The sequence below is a fragment of the Plantactinospora sp. A48 genome (assembly GCF_055793945.1).
The window spans coordinates 1-20,598 of the sequence record NZ_JBTIXF010000055.1; the positions used below are offsets into that span (position 1 = coordinate 1).

General features: G+C 74.2%; 17 protein-coding genes and 1 rRNA gene. 17 read left to right on the forward strand and 1 reads right to left on the reverse strand.

Annotated elements, in window-relative coordinates; all coding sequences use genetic code 11:
• From rrf to ACXN5W_RS23495, 4 genes are all read left to right on the forward strand, one after another.
• A 5S ribosomal RNA gene (gene rrf, locus ACXN5W_RS23480) occupies window positions 1-111 on the forward strand; the annotation flags it as partial.
• A gap of 200 nt (window positions 112-311) precedes the next feature.
• Window positions 312-1,757 (forward strand): hypothetical protein, encoded by a 1,446-nt coding sequence (locus tag ACXN5W_RS23485; protein ID WP_473160519.1) that lies wholly within the window; start codon window positions 312-314, stop codon window positions 1,755-1,757.
• Window positions 1,758-1,792: 35 nt separating this feature from the next.
• The gene (locus ACXN5W_RS23490) at window positions 1,793-2,737 is read left to right on the forward strand and encodes a Replicase polyprotein 1ab (protein WP_473160548.1); all 945 of its coding nucleotides are present in this window, start codon (window positions 1,793-1,795) and stop codon (window positions 2,735-2,737) included.
• Window positions 2,734-3,843: an HAD-IIA family hydrolase gene (locus ACXN5W_RS23495; protein ID WP_473160520.1), complete on the forward strand. Its 1,110-nt coding sequence runs from the start codon at window positions 2,734-2,736 to the stop codon at window positions 3,841-3,843. The genes ACXN5W_RS23490 and ACXN5W_RS23495 overlap by 4 nt, the downstream gene beginning before the upstream one ends.
• 98 nt (window positions 3,844-3,941) lie before the next feature.
• On the opposite strand, the gene ACXN5W_RS23500 is transcribed toward ACXN5W_RS23495, so the two are convergent.
• On the reverse strand, window positions 3,942-4,280 hold the full coding sequence (locus ACXN5W_RS23500; RefSeq protein WP_473160521.1) for an alkyl sulfatase C-terminal domain-containing protein: 339 nt from the start codon (window positions 4,278-4,280) through the stop codon (window positions 3,942-3,944).
• 150 nt (window positions 4,281-4,430) lie between these two features.
• Here ACXN5W_RS23500 and ACXN5W_RS23505 point away from each other — a divergent pair, with 150 nt between their 5' ends.
• The 13 genes from ACXN5W_RS23505 (at window position 4,431) to ACXN5W_RS23565 (ending at window position 20,326) form a co-directional block, all read left to right on the forward strand.
• Entirely contained in the window at window positions 4,431-5,081 is a 651-nt protein-coding gene (locus ACXN5W_RS23505) for a phasin family protein (protein ID WP_473160522.1), read from the forward strand.
• A gap of 19 nt (window positions 5,082-5,100) precedes the next feature.
• On the forward strand, window positions 5,101-5,385 hold the full coding sequence (locus ACXN5W_RS23510; protein WP_473160523.1) for a hypothetical protein: 285 nt from the start codon (window positions 5,101-5,103) through the stop codon (window positions 5,383-5,385).
• A 29-nt stretch (window positions 5,386-5,414) separates the two neighbouring features.
• Entirely contained in the window at window positions 5,415-6,320 is a 906-nt protein-coding gene (locus ACXN5W_RS23515; RefSeq protein ID WP_473160524.1) for a TlyA family RNA methyltransferase, read from the forward strand.
• A complete protein-coding gene (locus ACXN5W_RS23520) occupies window positions 6,313-7,230 on the forward strand; it encodes an NAD kinase (RefSeq protein WP_473160525.1) in 918 nt (305 codons plus the stop codon). Before ACXN5W_RS23515 ends, ACXN5W_RS23520 begins: the two co-directional genes overlap by 8 nt.
• 257 nt (window positions 7,231-7,487) lie before the next feature.
• On the forward strand, window positions 7,488-9,245 hold the full coding sequence (gene recN / locus ACXN5W_RS23525) for a DNA repair protein RecN (RefSeq protein WP_473160526.1): 1,758 nt from the start codon (window positions 7,488-7,490) through the stop codon (window positions 9,243-9,245).
• Between the two features lie 119 nt (window positions 9,246-9,364).
• Window positions 9,365-10,543, forward strand: coding sequence for a putative cytokinetic ring protein SteA (gene steA, locus ACXN5W_RS23530; protein ID WP_473160527.1), 1,179 nt, complete (start codon window positions 9,365-9,367; stop codon window positions 10,541-10,543).
• A gap of 25 nt (window positions 10,544-10,568) precedes the next feature.
• Window positions 10,569-11,507, forward strand: coding sequence for a copper transporter (locus ACXN5W_RS23535; protein WP_473160528.1), 939 nt, complete (start codon window positions 10,569-10,571; stop codon window positions 11,505-11,507).
• Window positions 11,507-12,400, forward strand: coding sequence for a hypothetical protein (locus ACXN5W_RS23540; protein WP_473160529.1), 894 nt, complete (start codon window positions 11,507-11,509; stop codon window positions 12,398-12,400). The genes ACXN5W_RS23535 and ACXN5W_RS23540 overlap by 1 nt, the downstream gene beginning before the upstream one ends.
• 194 nt (window positions 12,401-12,594) lie before the next feature.
• A complete protein-coding gene (gene murJ, locus ACXN5W_RS23545; RefSeq protein WP_473160549.1) occupies window positions 12,595-14,232 on the forward strand; it encodes a murein biosynthesis integral membrane protein MurJ in 1,638 nt (545 codons plus the stop codon).
• A gap of 82 nt (window positions 14,233-14,314) precedes the next feature.
• Window positions 14,315-15,472: a glycosyltransferase family 4 protein gene (locus ACXN5W_RS23550; RefSeq protein WP_473160530.1), complete on the forward strand. Its 1,158-nt coding sequence runs from the start codon at window positions 14,315-14,317 to the stop codon at window positions 15,470-15,472.
• A 25-nt stretch (window positions 15,473-15,497) separates the two neighbouring features.
• Window positions 15,498-17,822: a hypothetical protein gene (locus ACXN5W_RS23555; protein ID WP_473160550.1), complete on the forward strand. Its 2,325-nt coding sequence runs from the start codon at window positions 15,498-15,500 to the stop codon at window positions 17,820-17,822.
• A gap of 168 nt (window positions 17,823-17,990) precedes the next feature.
• On the forward strand, window positions 17,991-19,730 hold the full coding sequence (locus tag ACXN5W_RS23560; protein ID WP_473160531.1) for a CTP synthase: 1,740 nt from the start codon (window positions 17,991-17,993) through the stop codon (window positions 19,728-19,730).
• Window positions 19,727-20,326 carry an NUDIX domain-containing protein gene (locus tag ACXN5W_RS23565; RefSeq protein ID WP_473160532.1) on the forward strand — a complete coding sequence of 200 codons (600 nt, stop codon included), beginning with the start codon at window positions 19,727-19,729 and terminating at the stop codon, window positions 20,324-20,326. Before ACXN5W_RS23560 ends, ACXN5W_RS23565 begins: the two co-directional genes overlap by 4 nt.
• The last annotated feature ends 272 nt before the right edge of the window (window positions 20,327-20,598 follow it).

The window sequence follows — 20,598 nt, forward strand, 5'->3', positions numbered from 1 at the left end:
GGTTATAGCGGTGGGGAAACGCCCGGTCACATTCCGAACCCGGAAGCTAAGCCCACCAGCGCCGATGGTACTGCATCCGGGAGGATGTGGGAGAGTAGGACGCCGCCGGACAGCCACTACAGTTGAGGGCCGACCCCACGCGGGGCCGGCCCTCAACTGTGTTTACGCTCAACCGAGTTTCCCAAGGAAGGACCTCTCCGTGACGTCAGGACCGCAGCGCGAAGATCGCCCGCGCCGCTACGAGGACCGCGCCGACCGTCCAGCCGGCCGCACCGGTTCTTGGCGTCGGGACGACCGCGACGGAGGGTCCCGTGGTGGTGACCGCCGTGAGGGTGGTTACCAGGGCGGCGGCGACCGCCGCGACGGCGGCTCCCGCGGTGGTGACCGCCGCGAAGGCGGTTATCAGGGTCGGGACGGCCGGAGTGGTGACCGTCCTGAAGGCGGCTTCCGTGGTGGTGACCGTCGCGAGGGCGGTTACCAGGGCGGCGGGTACCAGGGTCGGGACAACCGGACCGGGGATCGTCGTGAGGGTGGTTTCCGTGGCGGTGACCGTCGTGAGGGTGGTTACCAGGGCGGCGGCGACCGCCGCGAGGGCGGCTCCCGTGGCGGTGACCGCCGTGAGGGTGGTTACCAGGGTCGGGACAACCGGACCGGGGATCGTCGTGAGGGCGGGTTCCGCGGTGGCGACCGCCGCGAGGGCGGTTTCCGCGGTGGCGAACGTCGTGAGGGTGGTTACCAGGGCGGCGGCGGCTACCAGGGTCGGGACAACCGGACCGGTGACCGTCGTGAGGGTGGTTTCCGTGGCGGTGACCGCCGTGAGGGTGGTTACCAGGGCGGCGGCGACCGTCGTGAGGGCGGTTACCAGGGCGGTGGCGGCTACCAGGGTCGGGACAATCGCACCGGGGATCGCCGTGAGGGCGGCTACCAGGGTCGGGACAACCGCACCGGGGATCGCCGTGAGGGTGGTTTCCGTGGTGGTGACCGTCGTGAGGGTGGTTACCAGGGCGGCGGTGACCGTGATCGCCGCGAGGGCGGTTACCAGGGTCGGGACAATCGCACCGGGGATCGCCGTGAGGGTGGTTTCCGCAGTGGTGACCGCCGTGAAGGCGGTTATCAGGGCCGGGACAACCGCACCGGTGACCGTCGTGAGGGCGGGTTCCGTAGCGGGGACCGTCGTGAGGGTGGCTTCCGTGGTGGTGACCGCCGTGAAGGTGGTTACCAGGGCGGCGGCGACCGTCGTGAGGGTGGTTTCCGTGGCGGTGACCGTCGCGAAGGTGGTTACCAGGGCGGCGGCGACCGTCGTGAGGGTGGTTTCCGTGGTGGTGACCGTCGCGAAGGTGGTTACCAGGGCGGCGGCGACCGTCGTGAGGGTGGTTTCCGTGGCGGTGACCGTCGCGAGGGTGGTTACCAGGGCGGCGGCGGGTACCAGGGTCGGGACAATCGCACCGGGGATCGCCGTGAGGGTGGCTACCAGGGTCGGGACAGTCGCACCGGTGACCGTCGTGAGGGCGGGTTCCGTAGCGGGGAGCGTCGTGAGGGTGGCTTCCGTGGCAGCGACCGCAGCCGCGAGGACCGGCCCGTGCGTACCGAGCGGGAACCCTCCGTGTCAGAGGAGGACCGGGCTCCGGGCGCGCCGGCGCTACCCGACGAGATCAAGGCCAGCGATCTTGACACTGAGGTCCGGGCCGAGCTGCTCTCGCTGGCGAAGCCGGTCGCCGAGACGGTCGCCCGGCATCTGGTCGCGGCCGGCGAGTTGATCGACGATGATCCGGAAGAGGCGCTGGCGCACGCCATGACGGCGCGCCGGCTGGCCTCCCGGATCGCGGCTGTCCGGGAGGCTGTGGGCCTCACCGCCTACCGCGCGGGGGAGTGGCAGACCGCCGTTGCCGAGCTGCGGACGTACCACAGGATGAGCGGGCGGCAGACGCACCTTGCGGTGATCGCGGACTGCGAGCGGGCGCTGGGCCGCCCCGAGCGTGCGGTGGATCTGTTCCGTGGGGCGGACCGGGCGGGTCTGGACCGCGCCGGCGCCATCGAGCTGTTGATCGTGGCGGCCGGAGCGCGTGCCGACCTGGGCCAGGGCGACGCGGCGGTGGCGATGCTCCAGGTCCGTGAGCTGACGGCGGAACCCGCCGAGCCGTGGACGGCGCGGCTTCGTTACGCGTACGCGGACGCGCTGCTCGCGGTCGGCCGGCAGGACGAGGCGCGCGAGTGGTTCTCCCGGGCGGCCGACGTGGACGAGGACTCCGAGACCGACGCGGCTGAGCGGCTGCTCGAACTCGACGGCGTCGTCATCGAGAACGACGACGAGGATGAGGACGACGACGAGCCCGCGACCGACTCTCCCGCCGATGCCGATGCCGATGCCGATGCCGACGCCGACGATGATGATGACGACGACGATGACGACGACGATGACGATGATGACGACGAAGACGAAGACGACGACGATGACGATGACGACGAGGGCACCGGAGACGAGGCCAGCGACGTCGATGACGAGGATATCGAGGCCGACGAGGACGAGGCCGACGTCGAGGATGTCGTCGAGGACGTAGCGGACGAGACCGACGACCCCGAGGACGATGCCGACGACGCCGAGGAAGCTGGCGACGATGCGGCGCCGGACGCCGGTGCCGTCCACGAACCGGACCTCGGTACCGCTCACGCAGGTGGTGCCGGGGAGCCGGGTGACGTCGCCGGCCGGCCGGGTCCGGACGGGCCCGCCGTCTCGTGAGTGACGCGCCGAACCGGCTGGTCGACGGGTACGCCCTGGTGGTGTTCGACCTCGACGGCGTGATCTACCTGATCGACCGGCCGATCCCCGGTGCCGCCGAGGCGGTCGGCCGGCTGCACGACGAGGGCGTGGCGCTGACGTACGTGACGAACAACGCCTCCCGCCGCTCGACCGAGGTCGCGCAGCTGCTGACCGGGATGGGCGTTCCGGCCCGGCCCGATGAGGTGCTGACCTCCGCCGCGGCCGCCGCGGCGCTGCTCGCCGAACGACTACCGGCCGGCGCTCCCGTGCTGGTGGTCGGCGCGGACGCGCTCCGGGCCGAGGTGCGGGCCGCCGGCCTCACCCCGGTCGCCGACGCCGCCGACGAGCCGGTGGCGGTGGTCCAGGGGTATGGAGCCGGGGTTGGCTGGGCGGAGCTGGCCGAGGCGGCCGTGGCGGTTCGCGGTGGGGCGCTGTGGGTCGCCACGAACACCGACCGGACCCTGCCGAGCCCGCGTGGCCCGTTGCCCGGTAACGGGTCCCTGGTGGCCGCCTTGCGGACGGCGCTGGGCCGCGACCCGGACGTGGTCGTCGGCAAGCCGGAACCGGCCCTGTTCGGTACGGCGGCTGCCCGGGCTGGCGGTCCGGTGCTCGCCGTGGGGGACCGGTTGGACACCGACATCGAAGGTGCCGTCCGGGCAGGGTTGGACAGCCTGCTGGTGCTCACCGGGGTGAGTGCGGCGGCGGACCTGCTGGACTGCGCCCCGTCGGCCCGCCCCACGTACGTCGCGCCGGACCTCGGTGGGTTGTTCGACCCGGACCGGGTGGTGCGGCTGGTCGAACCGGACGCGGTGGACCGGACCGGCGACGCGGACCCGGGTACCCCGGCCGAGGCACCGGGTCGTGGCGGCGCCGGGAACGGGCACCCCGAGGAGTCCGGCTGGCGGGTGACCGTCGAGGACGGCACCGCCCGGTTGGCCGGCTCGGGCCGGCCACTGGATGCGCTGCGGGCGTTGTGTGCGGTCTCCTGGTCGGGCCGCCCGGTCCGGGCGGTGGAACCGGAGGGTGAGCCGGCCAGTCGTGCCGTGCGGGAGCTGGGGTTGCCGGAACCGGGTCGCCTCGGTTGACCGTGGGCGTCACGGGGCCTCCGGCGGCCCCGGGGAGCCCGTCGCGACCCGATACAAGCCTCGGTTAACCCGGCGGTAGGGTCACACCCCCGTCGCCGCTACAGCAGTTTGCGCAGCTTCAGCAGGTCGAACGGGTTGGCGCTGATCGAGATCCGGCGCGCCGCCAGCGCCTTCGGGACGTCCAACTCACCGCGTACCAGCGTCACCAGATCATCGCTGTTGATGCTCAGTGCGATCTTGGCCTTCGGGTCGTCGCCGTCGGCGAGGTCGATCAACCGGCCGTCCCTGAGCCGGCCGTGGAAGGCCGTCTGGAGATCGGTGATCCGACAGGCGAGGCTGCGGTCGAGGTCCACGCGGTCCCGTACCCGGTCGGCGTTCGCGTCCAGCCTGGCCGCCAGGTCATGCAACGCCTGCCGGCACTCGTCAACGCTGGCCACGTCTCGCTCCCTCCGCCGGCCGGCCACCCCGCCCAAACCGCCGGACGGACCGCGCCACGATCACTATCCGGCACGGTACCGCACACCGGGCACCATGGGCGCCCGGTAGCGTGACAGCCGGACCAGACGGCATCGGGAGAGGATTCGGGCATGCAGGACGCGTGGCGGGCCTATCTGGAGCTGGCCCTCGGCTTGACCGAGGCGTCCCGGAAGCGGGCCCAGACGGCGGTCCAGCGGGTGGTGGGACAGGGCGGGGCGACAGCGGCCCAGTTGCAGTCGCTGGCCGAGGATCTGCTGTCCACCGGGATGGCCAACCGGGAGGCGTTGACGAAACTCGTCCGCTTCGAGGTGGACCGCGCGCTGGGTGCCGTGGGCCTGGCGACGGCCGAGGAGGTGGCCGAGTTGACCGCCCGGGTCCGGCAGCTGGAGCGGGAGCTACGGGAGGCCCGAGGCGCGGGGATGGCCCCGGCGGCCAGCGCCACGACGCCGCAGACGGCCGCGCCGAGCGCGGTCCGGCAGGCCGTCGCGAAAAAGGCCGTCGCGAAGAAGGCCGTGGCGAAAAAGGCCATCGCCAAGAAGGCCGTGGCGAAGAAGGCGGTCGCCAAGCGGGCCCCCGAGCCGAGCCCCGGGGGTGAACCAGGTCCCGCTGAGCTGCCGGCCCCGGCGGGTCGGGCCGAGTTGCCGGCCGCGGGTCAGGCCGAACAGCCGGCCCCGGGGACGAAGCGGGTGTCGGCGAAGAAACTGCCACCGACCCCGGCCCGTAAGGCGGCGGCCCGCAAGCAGCAGCCGCCGGCGGCGTGACGAACGCCGGAGGGAACCCATGAGCAGCCCAGGAGGCCCCGGCCCGGTCCGGCCGGGACCCCGCCCCGCCCCGCCGCGGCCGGGACCGTCCGGGACCGGTCCGGCGGCCCTGTCCGGCCAGTCACCGACGCCCGGCGTCGGACCGGGTGACGGTGCCGCGCCGGAACCGCGACACCCCGCCGTCGACGCGGCGTTGCGGGGGATCGCGAACGCCGCCGACCTGTCGCCGGCGGATCAGATCGCGCAGTACGAGGCCACCCTGCACACCCTGCAGGAGACCCTGGCCAGCATCGACCAGAGCTGACCCGTACCCCTTTCGGAGAGACCCGCACGATGGCACGTCGCACCCGGCTCGACGCCGAACTTGTCCGCCGTGGCCTGGCCCGGTCCCGCGAGCAGGCGGCGGCGCTGGTCGAGGCTGGCCGCGTACAGGTACGCGGGCAGTTGGCCCGGAAGGTGGCCGCGATGGTGGACCCCGCCGATCCGGTCCGGGTGTTGGGTGACGATCCGGGCACCGAGTACGTGTCCCGGGGCGGCCACAAGCTGGCCGGGGCGCTGGCCGCGTTCGGCCCGGAGGGGCTGGTGGTACGCGGTCGGCGCTGCCTGGACGCGGGAGCGTCGACCGGCGGGTTCACCGACGTGCTGCTGCGGGCGGGCGCCGCTGAGGTGGTGGCGGTGGACGTCGGGTACGGCCAGTTGGCCTGGGCGTTGCGCGGCGACGCGCGGGTCCGGGTCTTCGAGCGGACCAACGTTCGTGGCCTCAGTCCAGAGATCATCGGCGGTCCGGTGCAGCTCACGGTGGCGGACCTGTCGTTCATCTCGCTGCGGCTGGTCCTCCCGGCGCTGGCGACCTGCACCGCGGCGGACGGCGACCTCGCGCTGATGGTGAAGCCGCAGTTCGAGGTCGGGCGGGAGCGGGTCGGCGCTGGCGGGGTGGTGCGGGACCCGGCGTTGCGGGCAGAGGCGGTGCTGGATGTCGCGGCCGCCGCGGTGCGGCTCGGTCTCGGCTTGGCCGGGGTGACCGCCAGCCCGTTGCCGGGCCCCAGCGGAAACGTCGAATTCTTCGTATGGTTGCGCCGCGACGCACCGGAGGCGGACCCCGATCGGGTCCGCGCGGTCGTCGCGGCGGGACCAGCCGGTCCGGGTGTGCCCGCTGGTCCCGGCGCGGACCCCGGTGCCGGCGTGGTCGGCGGTTCCGGTGCGGTCGCCGGTCCCGGCGTGGATACCGAGGATGCTTGATGGGTACGACGACGGAGGAGTCCTAGTGGGTCGGACCGCGCTGCTGGTGACGCACACCGGCCGTCGGCGCAACACCGAGCACGCGCGGGCGGTCGCGGCTGACCTCGTCGAGGCCGGCTTCGAGGTGCGCGTCGTCGCCGAGGAGGCCGATGACCTCGACCTGCCCGGGGTGGTGCCGCTCAGCGGCACCGACGCGGCCGAGGGCGCCGAGATCGTCTTCGCGCTGGGCGGTGACGGCACGTTCCTGCGGGCGGCCGAGTTGGCCCGACCGGCGGGGGCACCGCTGCTGGGCATCAACCTCGGCAAGGTGGGTTTCCTGGCCGAGGCGGAGATCGGGGACCTGGACCGGGCGGTCCGGGACGTCGTCGAGCGGGACTACACGGTGGACGAGCGACTCACCCTGGACGTGCTGGCCGAGTTCGGCGACGGTCCGCCGATCGAGTCGTGGGCGCTCAACGAGGTGAGCGTCGAGAAGGGCGAGCGGGCCCAGATGCTGGAGCTGCTCGTCGACGTGGACGGCCGGCCACTGTCCCGGTACGGCTGCGACGGGGTGGTGTGTGCCACTCCCACCGGCTCCACCGCGTACGCCTTCTCGGCCGGCGGCCCGGTGGTCTGGCCGCAGGTGGAGGCGATGCTGCTGGTGCCGATCAGCGCGCACGCGCTGTTCAGTCGGCCCCTGGTCACCGCGCCGACCTCGACGTTCGTGATCACAGTGGACCCGTTCACCACCCTCGCGGTGCTGTGCTGCGACGGCCGTCGGGTGTACGACCTGCCGCCCGGGGCGCGGGTCACCGTGCAGCGCGGCCGGCTGCCGGTGCGGATCGTCCGGCTGCGGCCGAGGCCGTTCACCGATCGACTGGTGGCGAAGTTCGGCCTGCCGGTTCAGGGCTGGCGCGGCAGCCGCAGCTGACCCGACCGGGCTGCCGGCTCCCCGGCAGGTGTCCGGCGGCCCGGCCGCCGGTCCAGGCTGCCGGTGGTCCCGATCCGGCGGCCGGGCCCACCGGCCCAGGCGGCCGGTGGTCCATTCCGGCGGCCCGATCTCCGGTCCCGGCGGGCTGGTGGTCCTCGGCGGTTCCGGCTCCGGGTGGCTCCGCCGAGCACGATGGTGGTGACCGACCGGTTTGCCGAGTGGTCAAGTGTCGGGGCGCGCTACTACTGTCGGTGGCTGTGTTGGACGAGCTTCGCATCACCGGGCTGGGTGTCATCGAGGACACGACGCTGCCGCTGACCCGCGGCATGAACGTCATCACCGGCGAGACCGGCGCGGGCAAGACCATGGTGGTGACCGGTCTGGGCCTGCTGTTCGGTGGGCGGGCGGATGCCGGCCGGGTCCGCGCCCAGCCGGGGCGGGCGGTCGTCGAGGGCCGGTTGCGGCTGGTGGAGCCGGTTGCCACGACCGTGTACACCCGGGTCAGTGACGCGGGTGGTGAGCCGGACGACGACGGGTCGCTGCTGCTGAGCCGGACGGTCACCGTGGAGGGCCGGTCCCGGGCGCACGTCGGCGGGCGTGCCATGCCGGTGTCGATGCTCGCCGAGATCGGTGAGCAGGTGGTCGCCGTGCACGGCCAGTCCGACCAGTTGCGGCTGCTGCGGCCGGCCGAGCAGCGGGCCGCGTTGGACCGGTTCGCCGGCCCGGAGCACGAGAAGCTGCTCTCGGCAGTCCGGGACGCCTTCACGCAGTGGCGGCGGATCGAGGACGACCTAGCGGACCGGCGGCGCAACGCCCGCGAACGCAACCAGGAGGCGGACCTGCTGCGGCTCGGGTTGGACGAGATCAGCCGGGTGGACCCGCAGCCGGGGGAGGACGACGACCTCAAGCAGGAGGCGCAGCGGCTGGAGCACGCCGAGGGACTGCGTACGGCGGCCCAGCTGGCTCAGCAGTGCGTGGCCGGCACCGGCGAACCGGTGGACGACACCCCGGACGCCACGGCCCTGCTCGGCACGGCCCGGCGCACCCTGGAGGCGCAGTCGGGCGTCGACCAGGCACTCGGTGAGCTGGCCGCCCGGCTGGAGGAGGCGGCCACGCTGGTGGGCGACGTCTCGGCGGAGCTGTCGGCGTACCTCGCGGCCCTGGATGCCGACCCGGCCCGGTTGCAGGTCGTCTACGAGCGGCGTGCGGCGCTGCGTGCGTTGACCCGCAAGTACGCCGACGACGTGACCGGGGTCATCGCCTGGGCGGACCGGGCCCGCACCCGGCTGTCCGAACTGGACACCTCGGACGAGTTGCTGGAGGAGCTGGACCGGGAGCGGCAACGGCTGGCCGGCGAGGTGACCGAGCTGGCCGCCCGGTTGTCGGCGTCGCGCCGGGAGGCGGCGGCCCGGTTCGCCGAGCAGGTGACGGTGGAGCTGACCGGCCTCGCGATGCCGCACGCCCGGGTCGAGGTGATGGTGCTGCCGCGGGCCGCCGGTCGGGGTGAGCCGACGCTGGGTGTCGACGGGGCCGAGGTCGGGATCGGGCCGGACGGTGCCGACGAGGTGGAGCTGCGTCTGCTCGCCCACCCCGGCGCGCCGTCGCTGCCGTTGCAGCGCGGTGCCTCTGGCGGTGAGCTGTCCCGGGTGATGCTCGCCATCGAGGTGGTGTTCGCCGGCTCCGGCGGCCCGCCGACGCTGGTGTTCGACGAGGTGGACGCCGGGGTCGGCGGCCAGGCCGCCGTGGAGATCGGGCGCCGGCTGGCCCGGTTGGCCCGCAGCCACCAGGTGCTGGTGGTCACCCACCTGCCCCAGGTGGCGGCGTTCGCCGACCGGCACCTGGTGGTGGCCAAGGACACCGGGGGTGCGGTCACCACCAGTGGGGTCCGGGTGGTGGAGGACACCGAACGGGCCCGGGAACTGGCCCGGATGCTGGCGGGTTTGCCGGATTCCGACCTGGGTATCGCACACGCCGAGGAGCTGCTGGCCGTGGCGGCTCGGGAACGGCGGCCCTGACCGCCTCGATGTGACCTGTGTCATAAATTGGTCCGGAGTCACCGGTTTCCCGTGTGGTGCCGACCCCATCGGGGCATGTCGGCGTAGGAAACTCGGCTTCGCATGCCAGGATGGTGGCGATGCGTCTACCCACGTTGCGCCGTTCCCGGTCCGCGGAACCGGGAACCGTGGCCGGCACCGCCCGCCTCGACCGCCGGACCAAACGTCTGGTGGGCCGTCTGCGGCCGGGCGACATCGCGGTGATCGACCACGTCGACCTCGACCGGGTGGCCGCCGACTCCCTGGTGGCCGTCGGGGTCGCGGCCGTGCTGAACGCCAAACCGTCAGTCTCCGGCCGGTATCCGAACCTCGGCCCCGAGGTGCTGATCGCCGCCGGCATCCCGCTCGTGGACGACCTGGGTGAGACCGTCTTCCAGCAGGTCCACGAGGGCGACACGGTACGGGTGGACGGCAACACCGTGCTGGTCAACGGCGAGCCGGTCGCGCACGGCATCCGGCAGGACGCCGAGAGCGTGTCCAAGGCCATGGCCGACGCCCGTGAGGGCCTGTCGGTGCAGCTCGAGGCGTTCGCCGCGAACACCATGGACTACCTCAAGCAGGAACGCGACCTGCTGCTCGACGGCGTCGGCGTGCCGGACATCGACACCCACATCCGGGGCCGGCACTGCCTGATCGTGGTACGGGGCTACGACTACAAGGCCGACCTGGACGTGCTGCGGCCGTACATCCGGGAGTTCAAGCCGGTGCTGATCGGCGTGGACGGCGGTGCCGATGCCCTGGTCGAGGCCGGTTACACACCCGACATGATCATCGGCGACATGGACTCGGTCACCGACGACGTGCTGCGCTGCGGCGCCGAGGTGATCGTCCACGCCTATCCGGACGGCCGGGCGCCGGGTCTGGAACGGGTGCATTCGCTGGGGGTGAGCGCGCAGACCTTCCCGGCGGCGGCCACCAGTGAGGACCTCGCCATGCTGCTCGCCGACGGCAAGGGCGCCTCGTTGATCGTCGCGGTGGGCACCCACGCCACGCTTGTCGAGTTCCTCGACAAGGGCCGGGGGGGCATGGCCTCGACGTTCCTCACCCGGTTGAAGGTCGGCGGCAAGCTGGTCGACGCCAAGGGAGTGAGCCGGCTCTACCGGCAGAGCATCTCGGGTTCCTCGCTGCTGCTGCTGGTGCTCTCGGCCGTCGCCGCGATGGCCTCCGCGGTGGCGGTGTCCACGGTCGGCAAGGCCTATCTCGGTCTGGTCTCCGAGTGGTGGGACAATCTGGTCTTCCAACTCGGACAACTCTTCTGAGGCCGACGATCAACGAGGCTGCGGTGTGATTAATTTCCGGTACCACGTGGTGTCCCTGACAGCGGTGTTCCTGGCTCTGGCCATCGGGCTGGTGGTCGGCACAGCGGCGTTGAACGGTGAGGTCGCCGACTCGCTCAGTGACAACGTGGCCGCGTTGCGCAAGGACAACTCCCAGCTGCGGCAGAAGGTCGACAGCCTGCAGGACGAGGTCAACCGCGAGGAGGACTACGCCCGGGACACCGCGCCGATGCTGTTGACCGGCAAGCTGACCGGGCGGCGCGTGCTGCTGGTCACCCTGCCGACCGGCCGTGACCACGTGGACGGGGTGACCGACATGCTCGGGAGGGCCGGCGCCATCCTCACCGGCCGGATCGACCTGCAGGACAAGTTCGTGGACCCGAACAACGGGGTGACGCTGCTGGAACTGGCCAGTCGGGCGGCCCGGCCGAGCATCCCGGCCAGTTCGTTGCCGGGCAACAGCGACGGGGTGGAGACCACCAGCGCCCTGCTGGCCGCGGCCCTGCTGGATCGGGCCGGCGCGCCGGCGGTCAGCGAGGCTGACCGGCGGGCCGCGCTCGCCCCCTACGCCACGGCCGGCTACATCACGGTCAGCGACAAGCTCACCAGTCCGGCCGAGGCGGTGGTGATCGTCAGCGGTCAGCCGTACATCGACCGGGACTCGGCCAAGAAGGACCAGTCCGTGGTCACCATGGCCACCCAGTTCGACCGGGCCGGCGTCGCAGTCGTGGCGGGCAGCGGCACCAGCGCCGGCAACCTCGTCAGCGCGGTCCGGGACGACCCGGCGCTGTCCAAGACCGTGTCGACGGTGGACAACGCCAACACCGTCCAGGGTCAGGTGGTCACCGCGCTCGCGGTGATCGAGCAGCTCACCGTCCGCAAGGCCGGCCAGTACGGGTTGGGCACCGGCGCGACGTCCCCCGTTCCGAACATCCCGGCCCAGTAATGGCGGCGACGTTCGGGAGCCGGCTCCTGGCGGCCGGCGTCGGCGCGGTGGCCGCCCGCCTCGCGCTGCGGGCGATCACCGCCTCGCGGCACGCCGAGGCGCTGCGGCGGACCAATTTCCACGGTCGCGGCGTGACGCTGGCCGCCGGGCCGGCCCTGGCCGCCGGCGGCGCGCTCGCCGGGGCCGTCGGCGCGCCCAGCCCGGCGGCGGCCGGTGCCGCGCTGGTCGCCGGCCTCGGCGCCGGGACGGTCGGGTTGTACGACGACGTGGTGGGCGCCCGGCCCGAGCAGAAGGCCGACAAGGGCTTCGCCGGCCACCTGCGGGCGCTGGCGCAGGGCCGGGTGAGCAGCGGCCTGGTCAAGGTCGCGGGGGTCGGCCTGTCCGGGCTCGCCGCCGCGGCGCTGCTGGCGGCCGATCCGGCGGTACGGGCGCACCCGCGGCGGGCCGGCGCCGCCGGACGCCCCCGGGGGACCGCCGGGCGAGTCGTGGACGTGCTGCTCGGCGCCGGGGTGGTGGCCGGCACGGCCAACCTGGTCAACCTGCTGGACCTGCGCCCGGGGCGGGCGGCCAAGGCGGCCCTGCTGCTCGGCGGGCCACTCGCGGCCGGCCCGGTGGGTGGACTGGTCGCCGGCCCGCTGGGCGCCACCGGCGCGGTGTTGCCGGCCGACCTGGACGAGCGGGTGATGCTCGGCGACAGTGGCGCCAACGCGCTCGGCGCGCTGCTCGGGGTGGCCCTGGCGGCCCGGACGGGTCCGGTGGGCCGGGCCGGCATCCTGGCGGTGCTGGTGTCACTGACCGCCGCCAGCGAGAAGGTCAGCTTCACCCGGGTCATCCAGGCCACCCCGGTGCTGCGGGAGCTGGACGCGCTCGGCCGGCGGCCGACCGAACGGTGAGCGGCGCGCGACTGCCCGTCGGCGACGGTACGCCCCACGGTCCCGGTCCAGGCGGCAGCGTCGACCCGGCCGGTGGGATCCTGCCGCCCGGCGGCAGCGGCAACCCCCCCGGCGGCAGCGGCAACCCCCCTGGTGGCAGCGACGGACCGGCCGGTGACGGGTCCCGGCCCGGGTCGGTCGGTGCCGCGAGCCGGATCGCCGGGGCGGCCACGCTGATCGCGGTGCTCACGGTGGCCAGCCGGCTGGCCGGGTTTGCCCGGACCGTGGTGTTCCAGACCGCGGTCGCCGGACCCGGCGGCTCCGGACACTCCGGCGGCACCGACCTGGGCGCCATGTACGTGGTGTCGAACACCGTCCCCAACATCATCTTCGAGATCGTGGCCGGTGGCGCGCTGGCCAGCCTGGTCGTACCGTTGCTCGCCGGAGCCGTCGAGGCGGGTGACCGGCGGTCCGTCGCCGGGACCACCGGCGCGCTGCTCACCTGGACGCTGAGCCTGCTCGTTCCGCTCGCGGTGCTGGTGGCGCTGTTCGCCCACCCCATCACCACGGCGTTGGCCGGCGGGCGACCGGCCGCGCAGGTGGCCGCCGGGGCGAGCATGCTGCGGTGGTTCGCGCCGCAGCTGCCGCTGTACGGCATCGGGATCGTGCTCACCGGCGTGCTCCAGGCGCACCGCCGGTTCGCCTGGCCGGTGATCGCCCCGCTGCTGTCCAGCCTCACGGTGATCGGGGCGTACACCGCCTTCGCGGTGGCGGTCGGTCCGCGGGCCGACATCACCCGGGCCGGCCACGGCGGTCTGCTGATCCTCGCCGGCGGCACCACCGCCGGCGTGGTGGTGCTGTCGGCGTGCCTGCTCATCCCGTTGCGGTCGCTGCGGCTGCGGCTGCGCCCCGGCTACCGGTTCGGCGGCTCGGCCCGGGCCACGGTGCTGCCGCTCGCGCTGGCCGGTGGCGTCACGGTCGCCGCGCAACAGGTCGCGCTGGCCGTCACGATCAACCGGTTGGCCGCCGGTCCGACCGACGCGCCGGTGCTGTTCAACCTCGCCCAGACCATGTACCTGCTGCCCTGGGCGGTGCTGGCCGTGCCGCTCGCGGTGGCCGCGTACCCGACGCTGGCCGCCGCGTACGCCGGTGGCGACAACCGGGCGTACGCGCAGACCCTGGCGCCCACCACCCGCCGGGTGCTGCTGTTCAGCTGCCTGGGCGCGGCGGCCCTGGCGGCCACCGCGGGCCCGGTGGCCCGGTTCTTCGGCTACTCCGGTGCCCCGGCGGCGCTGGCCATCGCCGGGTTCGCGCCTGGTCTGTTGGGCTACGGGCTGTTCGCCGTGCTGACCCGGGCCCTGTACGCGCGCGGCGGGGCCCGGCCGGCCACCGTGGCCACCACCGCCGGCTGGGGCGTCGCGCTGGTGGCCACCGTGCTGTTCTCGGCGCTCCTGCCCGCCGGTTACCGGGTGTTCGCCGTGGCCTCGGCCAACTCGGTGGGCATGCTGGTGCTGGGTGGGCTGCTGGTGTTCGTCGTCGCCCGCAGCGCCGGTCCGGCCGCGCTGCGCGGGTTGGGCCGTACCGCAGCGGTCGGTGTCGGGGCCGGATCCGTGGCGGCGCTCGGCGGTGCGCTGGCCGCGTACCTCCTGGCTGGAGCACTGGCCGGCACCCCGGCGAAACCGTCCGCCGTCGTTCAGGGCATGCTGACCGGAGTCGTCACGGGGATGATTTTCTGCGCCGTCGCCTATCCGCTGGACCGGCACGACGTCCGGGACCTGATCGGTGGCCTCCGGCGGCGGCTGCCCGGGGCGGGCCGGCGCGCGGGCGCCGCCGGGCCCCGGGACCGGGGGTGAACCGCAAGGCGGGGAGCGGGCCGGCGTCGCTATCCCCGCGAAGCGATCGAGGAGCGAGCCGGTGAGCGGAGGGATGGAACCGATGAGTGGGCCTCGGGGATCGGTCCCGGGCTGGCCGGGCCGGGTGGTCCTGGTGCTCGCCAGCTCGACCGGTGGGGTGGGCCAGCACGTCGGCTCGCTCGTGCGCGGGCTGGCCGCCACGGGCACCGGCGTCACCGTCTGCGGTCCGGCCGCCACCCAGGAACAGTTCGACTTCGCCGGTGCGGGCGCCGACTTCATGGCCGTGGAGATTCCGGCAAATCCCACGCCCGCGGATCTCGCGGCGGTCGCCGCGCTGCGGCGGGTGCTGGCCGGTGGCGCGGACGTGGTCCACGCGCACGGGCTGCGGGCCGGCCTGGTGGCGGCGCTGGCCCGGCCGTCGATGCCGCTCGTGGTCACCTGGCACAACGCTGTTCTCGCCGGCGGCCTGCGGGGCCGGCTCTCCCGGCTGGCCGAGCGGGTGGTGGCCCGTCGGGCCGACGTGGCGCTCGGCGCCTCCGCCGACCTGGTGGACCGGGCGGTGGCGGCCGGGGCCCGGCAGGCCCGGCTCGGCCCGGTGGCCGCGCCCGAACCGGCACCGGCCCGGCGTGGTCGCGCGGCTGTGCGGGCCGAGTTCGCGGTGGTGGCCGACCAGCCGCTGATCGTCTCGGTGGGCCGGTTACACCCGCAGAAGCGGTACGACGTGCTGGTGACCGCGGCCACCCGGTGGCGGGAACTGTCCCCGCCGCCGGTGGTGGTCATCGCCGGCAGCGGGCCCAGCTATCTGCCGCTCGCCGCGCAGATCTCCGCGGCGCGTGCGCCGGTGAGCCTGCTGGGCCACCGGACCGATGTGCCCGACCTGCTCGTCGGGGCCGACCTCGCGGTCGTCACCAGCGACTGGGAGGCCCGACAGCTGTTCGCCCAGGAGGCGCTGCGGGCCGGCGTACCACTGGTGGCGACGGCGGTGGGCGGGGTGCCGGACCTGGTGGGTGACGCGGCGGTGCTGGTGCCGCCCGGCGACGCCGCGGCGGTGGACCGGGCGGTCCGCGAGTTGCTGGCGGACCCCGCGCGCCGGGCCGACCTCGCCCGGCGCGGGCCGGCGCGGGCCGCGACCTGGCCGACCGAGGCGGACGTGGTCTCCGCGACCGCCCGGCTCTACGCCGAACTCGCCCCGGTCACCGGATCCGGCCGCGAGTCCGGTACGGCGGCGGGCCGGCCATGAACGAGCGCAACGGGGTGCCGACATGATCCTGCGGCGACTGGGCCTGGCGCTGCTGGCCGTGCTGGTCGTGGCGCTCGGCACGGGCGCGCTGCCGACCCGTCCGGCGGTCGGCGCGCCACCCGGTGACGTCGACTACGTGATGCTGGTCGGTGTTCCGGGCCTGGTCTGGGAGGACGTCTCCCCGGAGACCACCCCGACGCTGTGGCGGATGGCCGGGCGGGGGTCCATCGGGTCGCTGTCGGTGCGTTCGGGACACGAACCCACCTGCCCGACGGACGGCTGGCTGACCCTCGGTGCCGGCAACTACGCCGGGTGGAGCGGGGAACGCGGCACCACCGGCTGCCCGCGCTCGGGCGTCACGGTGGAGCGGCCCGACGGCATCGGCGCGAACCTGCCCGACCAGCGCGCCACCGTGCTCTACAACCGGGACAACCTGCCCTGGGGGGCCGTTCCGGGCGCGCTGCCGGAATCGGTGCGCTGCACCGTGGCCGTCGGTCCCGGCGCGGCGGTCGCCGCGGCCCGGCCGTTCGGCCGGGTGGACCGGTACGAGCCGGCGCTGCCCACCGACGCGCGGTCGCTGTTCTCCTCGTGTGTGTTGAGCATCGTCGATCTGGGTACGGTGCGGGGCGCGGACCCGCAGACGCGGGCCAGTGCGGCGCGGCGGGCCGACGCGGCCCTGGCCCAGGTGCTGGCGGCCCGACCGGACCGGTCGCTCGTGCTGGTCGCCGGCATCTCGGACACCGACGCGGCGAGCCGGCTGCATGTCGCGGTCGCCGACGGGCCGGGCTGGGAAGGCGGCTGGCTCACCTCGCCGAGCACCGGACGCGACGGGTACCTCCAACTCATCGACCTGGCACCCACCGCGCTGACCGCGCTCGGCCGGCCGCTGCCGGAACGGCTGTTCCGGGGCCAGGCCGCCAGCACCGTGGCCAACCGGCCGGCCGACCTGTCGGCCGCGATCAGCCGACCCGCCGACGCCGACGAGGAAGCCGGCGCGCAGCGCCGGGTGGCCGCGTGGTTCTTCGGGCTGCTGGCCGTCGCCGACTTCCTGCTCGCGGTCGCCGTGGTGCCGCTGCTGCGCCGGGCCCGCCGGGAGGCCGGACCGCTGGCGCCGGTGCCGGCTCCCCGCTGGCTGGTGTCCGCCGTCGAGGTGCTGCTGGTCGCGGCGGCCCTGGCCATCCCGGCGGCGTTGATCGCCGACGCGGTGCCGTGGTGGCGTACCGCGCATCCCGGCCTGGCGTTCGCCGGGGTCACCCTCGCGGCGCTGGCCGCCGGCACCGCCGGAGTCCGGTTCGCGCCGGTGTACGGCCGCAGCCTCGGCCCGCTCGGCATGGTGCTCGGCCTGGCCGCCCTGATCGTCGGGGCGGACGTGCTCACCGGGGCCCGACTGCAGCTCAACGGGGTGACCGGCTACTCGGCCCTGGCCGGCGGCCGGTACGCCGGGCTGGGCACGGTGGGGCTGGGGGTGTTCACCGCCGGGATCCTGCTGTCCGCCGGTTGCCTGGCGCAGCGCATCCGCCGGAGCTGGCGGCCGGCCGTGGTGATCTGCGTGGGCGGCCTCGGGGTGGTGGCGGTGGGCAGCCCGTACCTCGGCGCCGACCCGGTGGGCGCGGTGGCGCTGACCGCCGGGGTGTGCATCGCCGCGGCCGTCAGCACCGGCGGCTGGCTCACCCTCGGCCGGCTGGCCTGGGCGACCATCGCCGGGCTGGTCGTCACCACCGCCTTCGCGCTGATCGACGTCAAGCGGCCGGCGGGGGAGCGGGGCGGGCTGGGTCGCTTCCTGGACGCGCTCGGAGACGGCACCGGCGGGTTGACCGTGCACCGGTCGGCCGAGGCCAGCCTGAAGGCGCTGACCGGCAGCCCGCTCACGGGGTTGGCCCTGGTCGGCGCGGCCGTCGTGTGGTTCGCCCTGCTCCAGCCGTGGGGCGGGCTGAAACGGCTGTTCGGCATCTACCCGGCGGTCCGGGCCGGGATGGTGGGCGTTCCGGTCGCCACCGTGATCGCCGGGGTGCTCGGCGGGTCGGCCTTCAACGTCGCCGGCGCCGCCGCCGCGGTCACCGTGCCGATGGCGGCGCTGGCCGCGTTGCGGGTGCTCGGCCACGCCGCCGACCGGACCCCGGTGCCCGGTGCCGGCCCGGACCCGGATCCGGGCGGCGTCAACGGGGGCCCAGCCAACGCGGGCCCAGCCAACGCCGGCCGACCCGCGGACCGTGCCGAACCCGGCCCGCCGGCGGACGCCGGCCCGCAGCCGGACGCCGGCCCGCCGGCGGACGCCGGCCCGCCGGCGGACGCCGACCCGGCGACCGAGGTCGCTCCGGCCGAGGGCACGGCCCGGCTGGGTGCCGGCTGAATGTTCATCGGCCCGGCGTGGGCAACCGGCCCGGCGTGGGCAACCGGGCCGACCCCCCGAGTACGCCCCGCTCAGAGGTGTTACCGTGGAATCCCGTGGATCGCGTGATCATTTTGCCTGATCGGCGCCGGTCTGCACGACCGCACACCACGACCACGGGAGCAGGCGTTGGCTTCAGCACGGACGATCCGGCACATCTTCGTCACCGGGGGCGTCGCCTCCTCGCTGGGTAAGGGTCTCACCGCCTCCAGCCTGGGCAGTCTGCTGACCGCACGCGGGTTGCGGGTCGTGATGCAGAAGCTCGACCCCTACCTGAACGTCGACCCCGGCACGATGAACCCGTTCCAGCACGGTGAGGTGTTCGTCACAGAGGACGGCGCCGAAACCGACCTGGACGTCGGGCACTACGAACGTTTCCTGGACCGGGACCTGTCCGGCAAGGCCAACGTGACCACCGGGCAGATCTACTCAGACGTCATCGCCAAGGAGCGCCGGGGCGAGTACCTCGGGGACACCGTCCAGGTCATCCCGCACATCACCAACGAGATCAAGTCCCGGATCCTGGCGATGGGCGATCCGGACGAGGACGGCCGGACCCCGGATGTGGTGATCACCGAGGTGGGCGGCACGGTGGGCGACATCGAGTCCCTGCCGTTCCTGGAGGCGATCCGCCAGGTCCGCCACGACCTGGGCCGGGACAACTGCTTCTACCTGCACGTCTCGCTGGTGCCGTACCTCGCCCCGTCGGGTGAGCTGAAGACCAAGCCGACCCAGCACTCGGTGGCACAGCTGCGGAACATCGGCATCCAGCCTGACGCCATCGTCTGCCGCTCGGACCGGGAGATCCCGGAGAAGCTCAAGCACAAGCTCTCGCTGTACTGCGACGTCGACCGGGAGGCCGTGATCGCCGCCCCGGACGCGCCGAGCATCTACGACATCCCCAAGGTGCTGCACGCCGAGGGCCTCGACGCGTACGTGGTGCGCCGGCTCGGCCTGTCGTTCCGGGACGTCGACTGGACCCGCTGGGACGACCTGCTGGACCGGGTACACCGGCCCCGGCACACCGTCCGGGTGGCGCTGGTCGGCAAGTACGTCGACCTGCCCGACGCGTACCTGTCGGTGAGCGAGGCGATCCGGGCGGCCGGCTTCGGCCACCGCGCCCGGGTGGAACTGCGCTGGGTGCCCAGCGACGACTGCGTGAGCCCGACCGGCGCCGCCGCCGCGCTGGCCGGAGTCGACGGCATCGTGATCCCCGGCGGGTTCGGCGTACGCGGCATCGAGGGCAAGGTCGGCGCGGCCCGGTACGCCCGGGAGAACGGCGTACCGATTCTCGGGCTCTGCCTGGGCCTGCAGTGCATGACCATCGAGGTCGGCCGGCACCTGGCCGGCCTGGACGGCGCCGACTCGCTGGAGTTCGACGAGCAGGCCGTACACCCGGTCATCGCCACCATGGCCGACCAGGAGGACATCGTGGCCGGCAAGGGCGACCTGGGCGGCACGATGCGGCTCGGCGCGTACCCGGCCCGGTTGGCCGAGGGCAGCATCGTGGCCGAGGCGTACGGCCGGACCGAGGTCAGCGAGCGGCACCGGCACCGGTACGAGGTGAACAACGCCTACCGGGACGTGCTGACCAAGGCGGGGCTGCGGATCAGCGGCACCTCGCCGGACGGCCGGCTGGTCGAGTTCGTGGAGCTGGAGCGGGACCTGCACCCGTTCTTCGTGGCCACCCAGGCGCACCCGGAACTCAAGAGCCGGCCCACCCGGCCGCATCCGCTGTTCGCCGCGTTCGTCCGGGCGGTGGTGGCGTACTCCGAGGCCGACCGGCTGCCGGTGGAACTGGACCCGGTACCGGCACCCGTCGGTGGCGAGGCCGACGCGCGGGCCGATTCGGCCGGTACGCCGTCGTGACGGCGCACCGGTACGAGGTCCGGTCCACCCGGGAACGGTTCACCGGCGCCATCTTCTCGGTGATGACCGACGAGGTGACGATGCCCGGTGGTGGCGTGGCGGCCCGCGACTACGTGCGGCACGTGGCCGCGGTGGGTGTGGTGGCCCTGGACGACCAGGATCGGGTGGTGCTGATCCGGCAGTACCGGCACCCGATCGGCCGGATGATGTGGGAGCTGCCCGCCGGGCTGGTGGACATCGACGGCGAAGACCTGGCCGAGACCGCGCGGCGGGAGCTGGCGGAGGAGGCGGACCTGCTGGCCGGCCGGCTGGACACGCTGGTCGACCTGCACACCTCGCCCGGCTTCACCGACGAGGTGATCCGGGTCTTCCTGGCCCGCGACCTCACCGACGTGCCGGCGGAGCGGCGGCACGAGCGCCGGGAGGAGGAGGCGGAGCTGACGGTCGTGCGGCGCCCGCTGGACGCGGCGGTGTCGATGGTGCTGGCCGGCGAGATCACCAACGCGGCGTGCGTGGCCGGGGTGCTGGCCGCGGCGCGGGCTCGGGACGCCGGCTGGGCGCCGTTGCGTCCCGGGGCCGCCGCGCCGCCGGACTGAGCGTCCCGGGGCCGCCGCGCCGCCAGCCTGAGCGCCGTCGGAAGCCCGGAACCCCCGGCCGGTACCGGGTACACCGCCGGATGCGCCCTGGCCTCCGGATACTGACTCGTCCGGGTCCTCGCCGCCGGGTACGCCAGCACGGCGCCCGGTTGGCACCCGGACACGGGTACGCCGGCCGGGCGAGCGCCCGACCGGCGTACCCGTGCTGGTTTCAGCTCGGCGGCGGACGGCCCCTGCCGGTTCCGGTCCCGCCGTTTGGAGCGGCTGCCGGG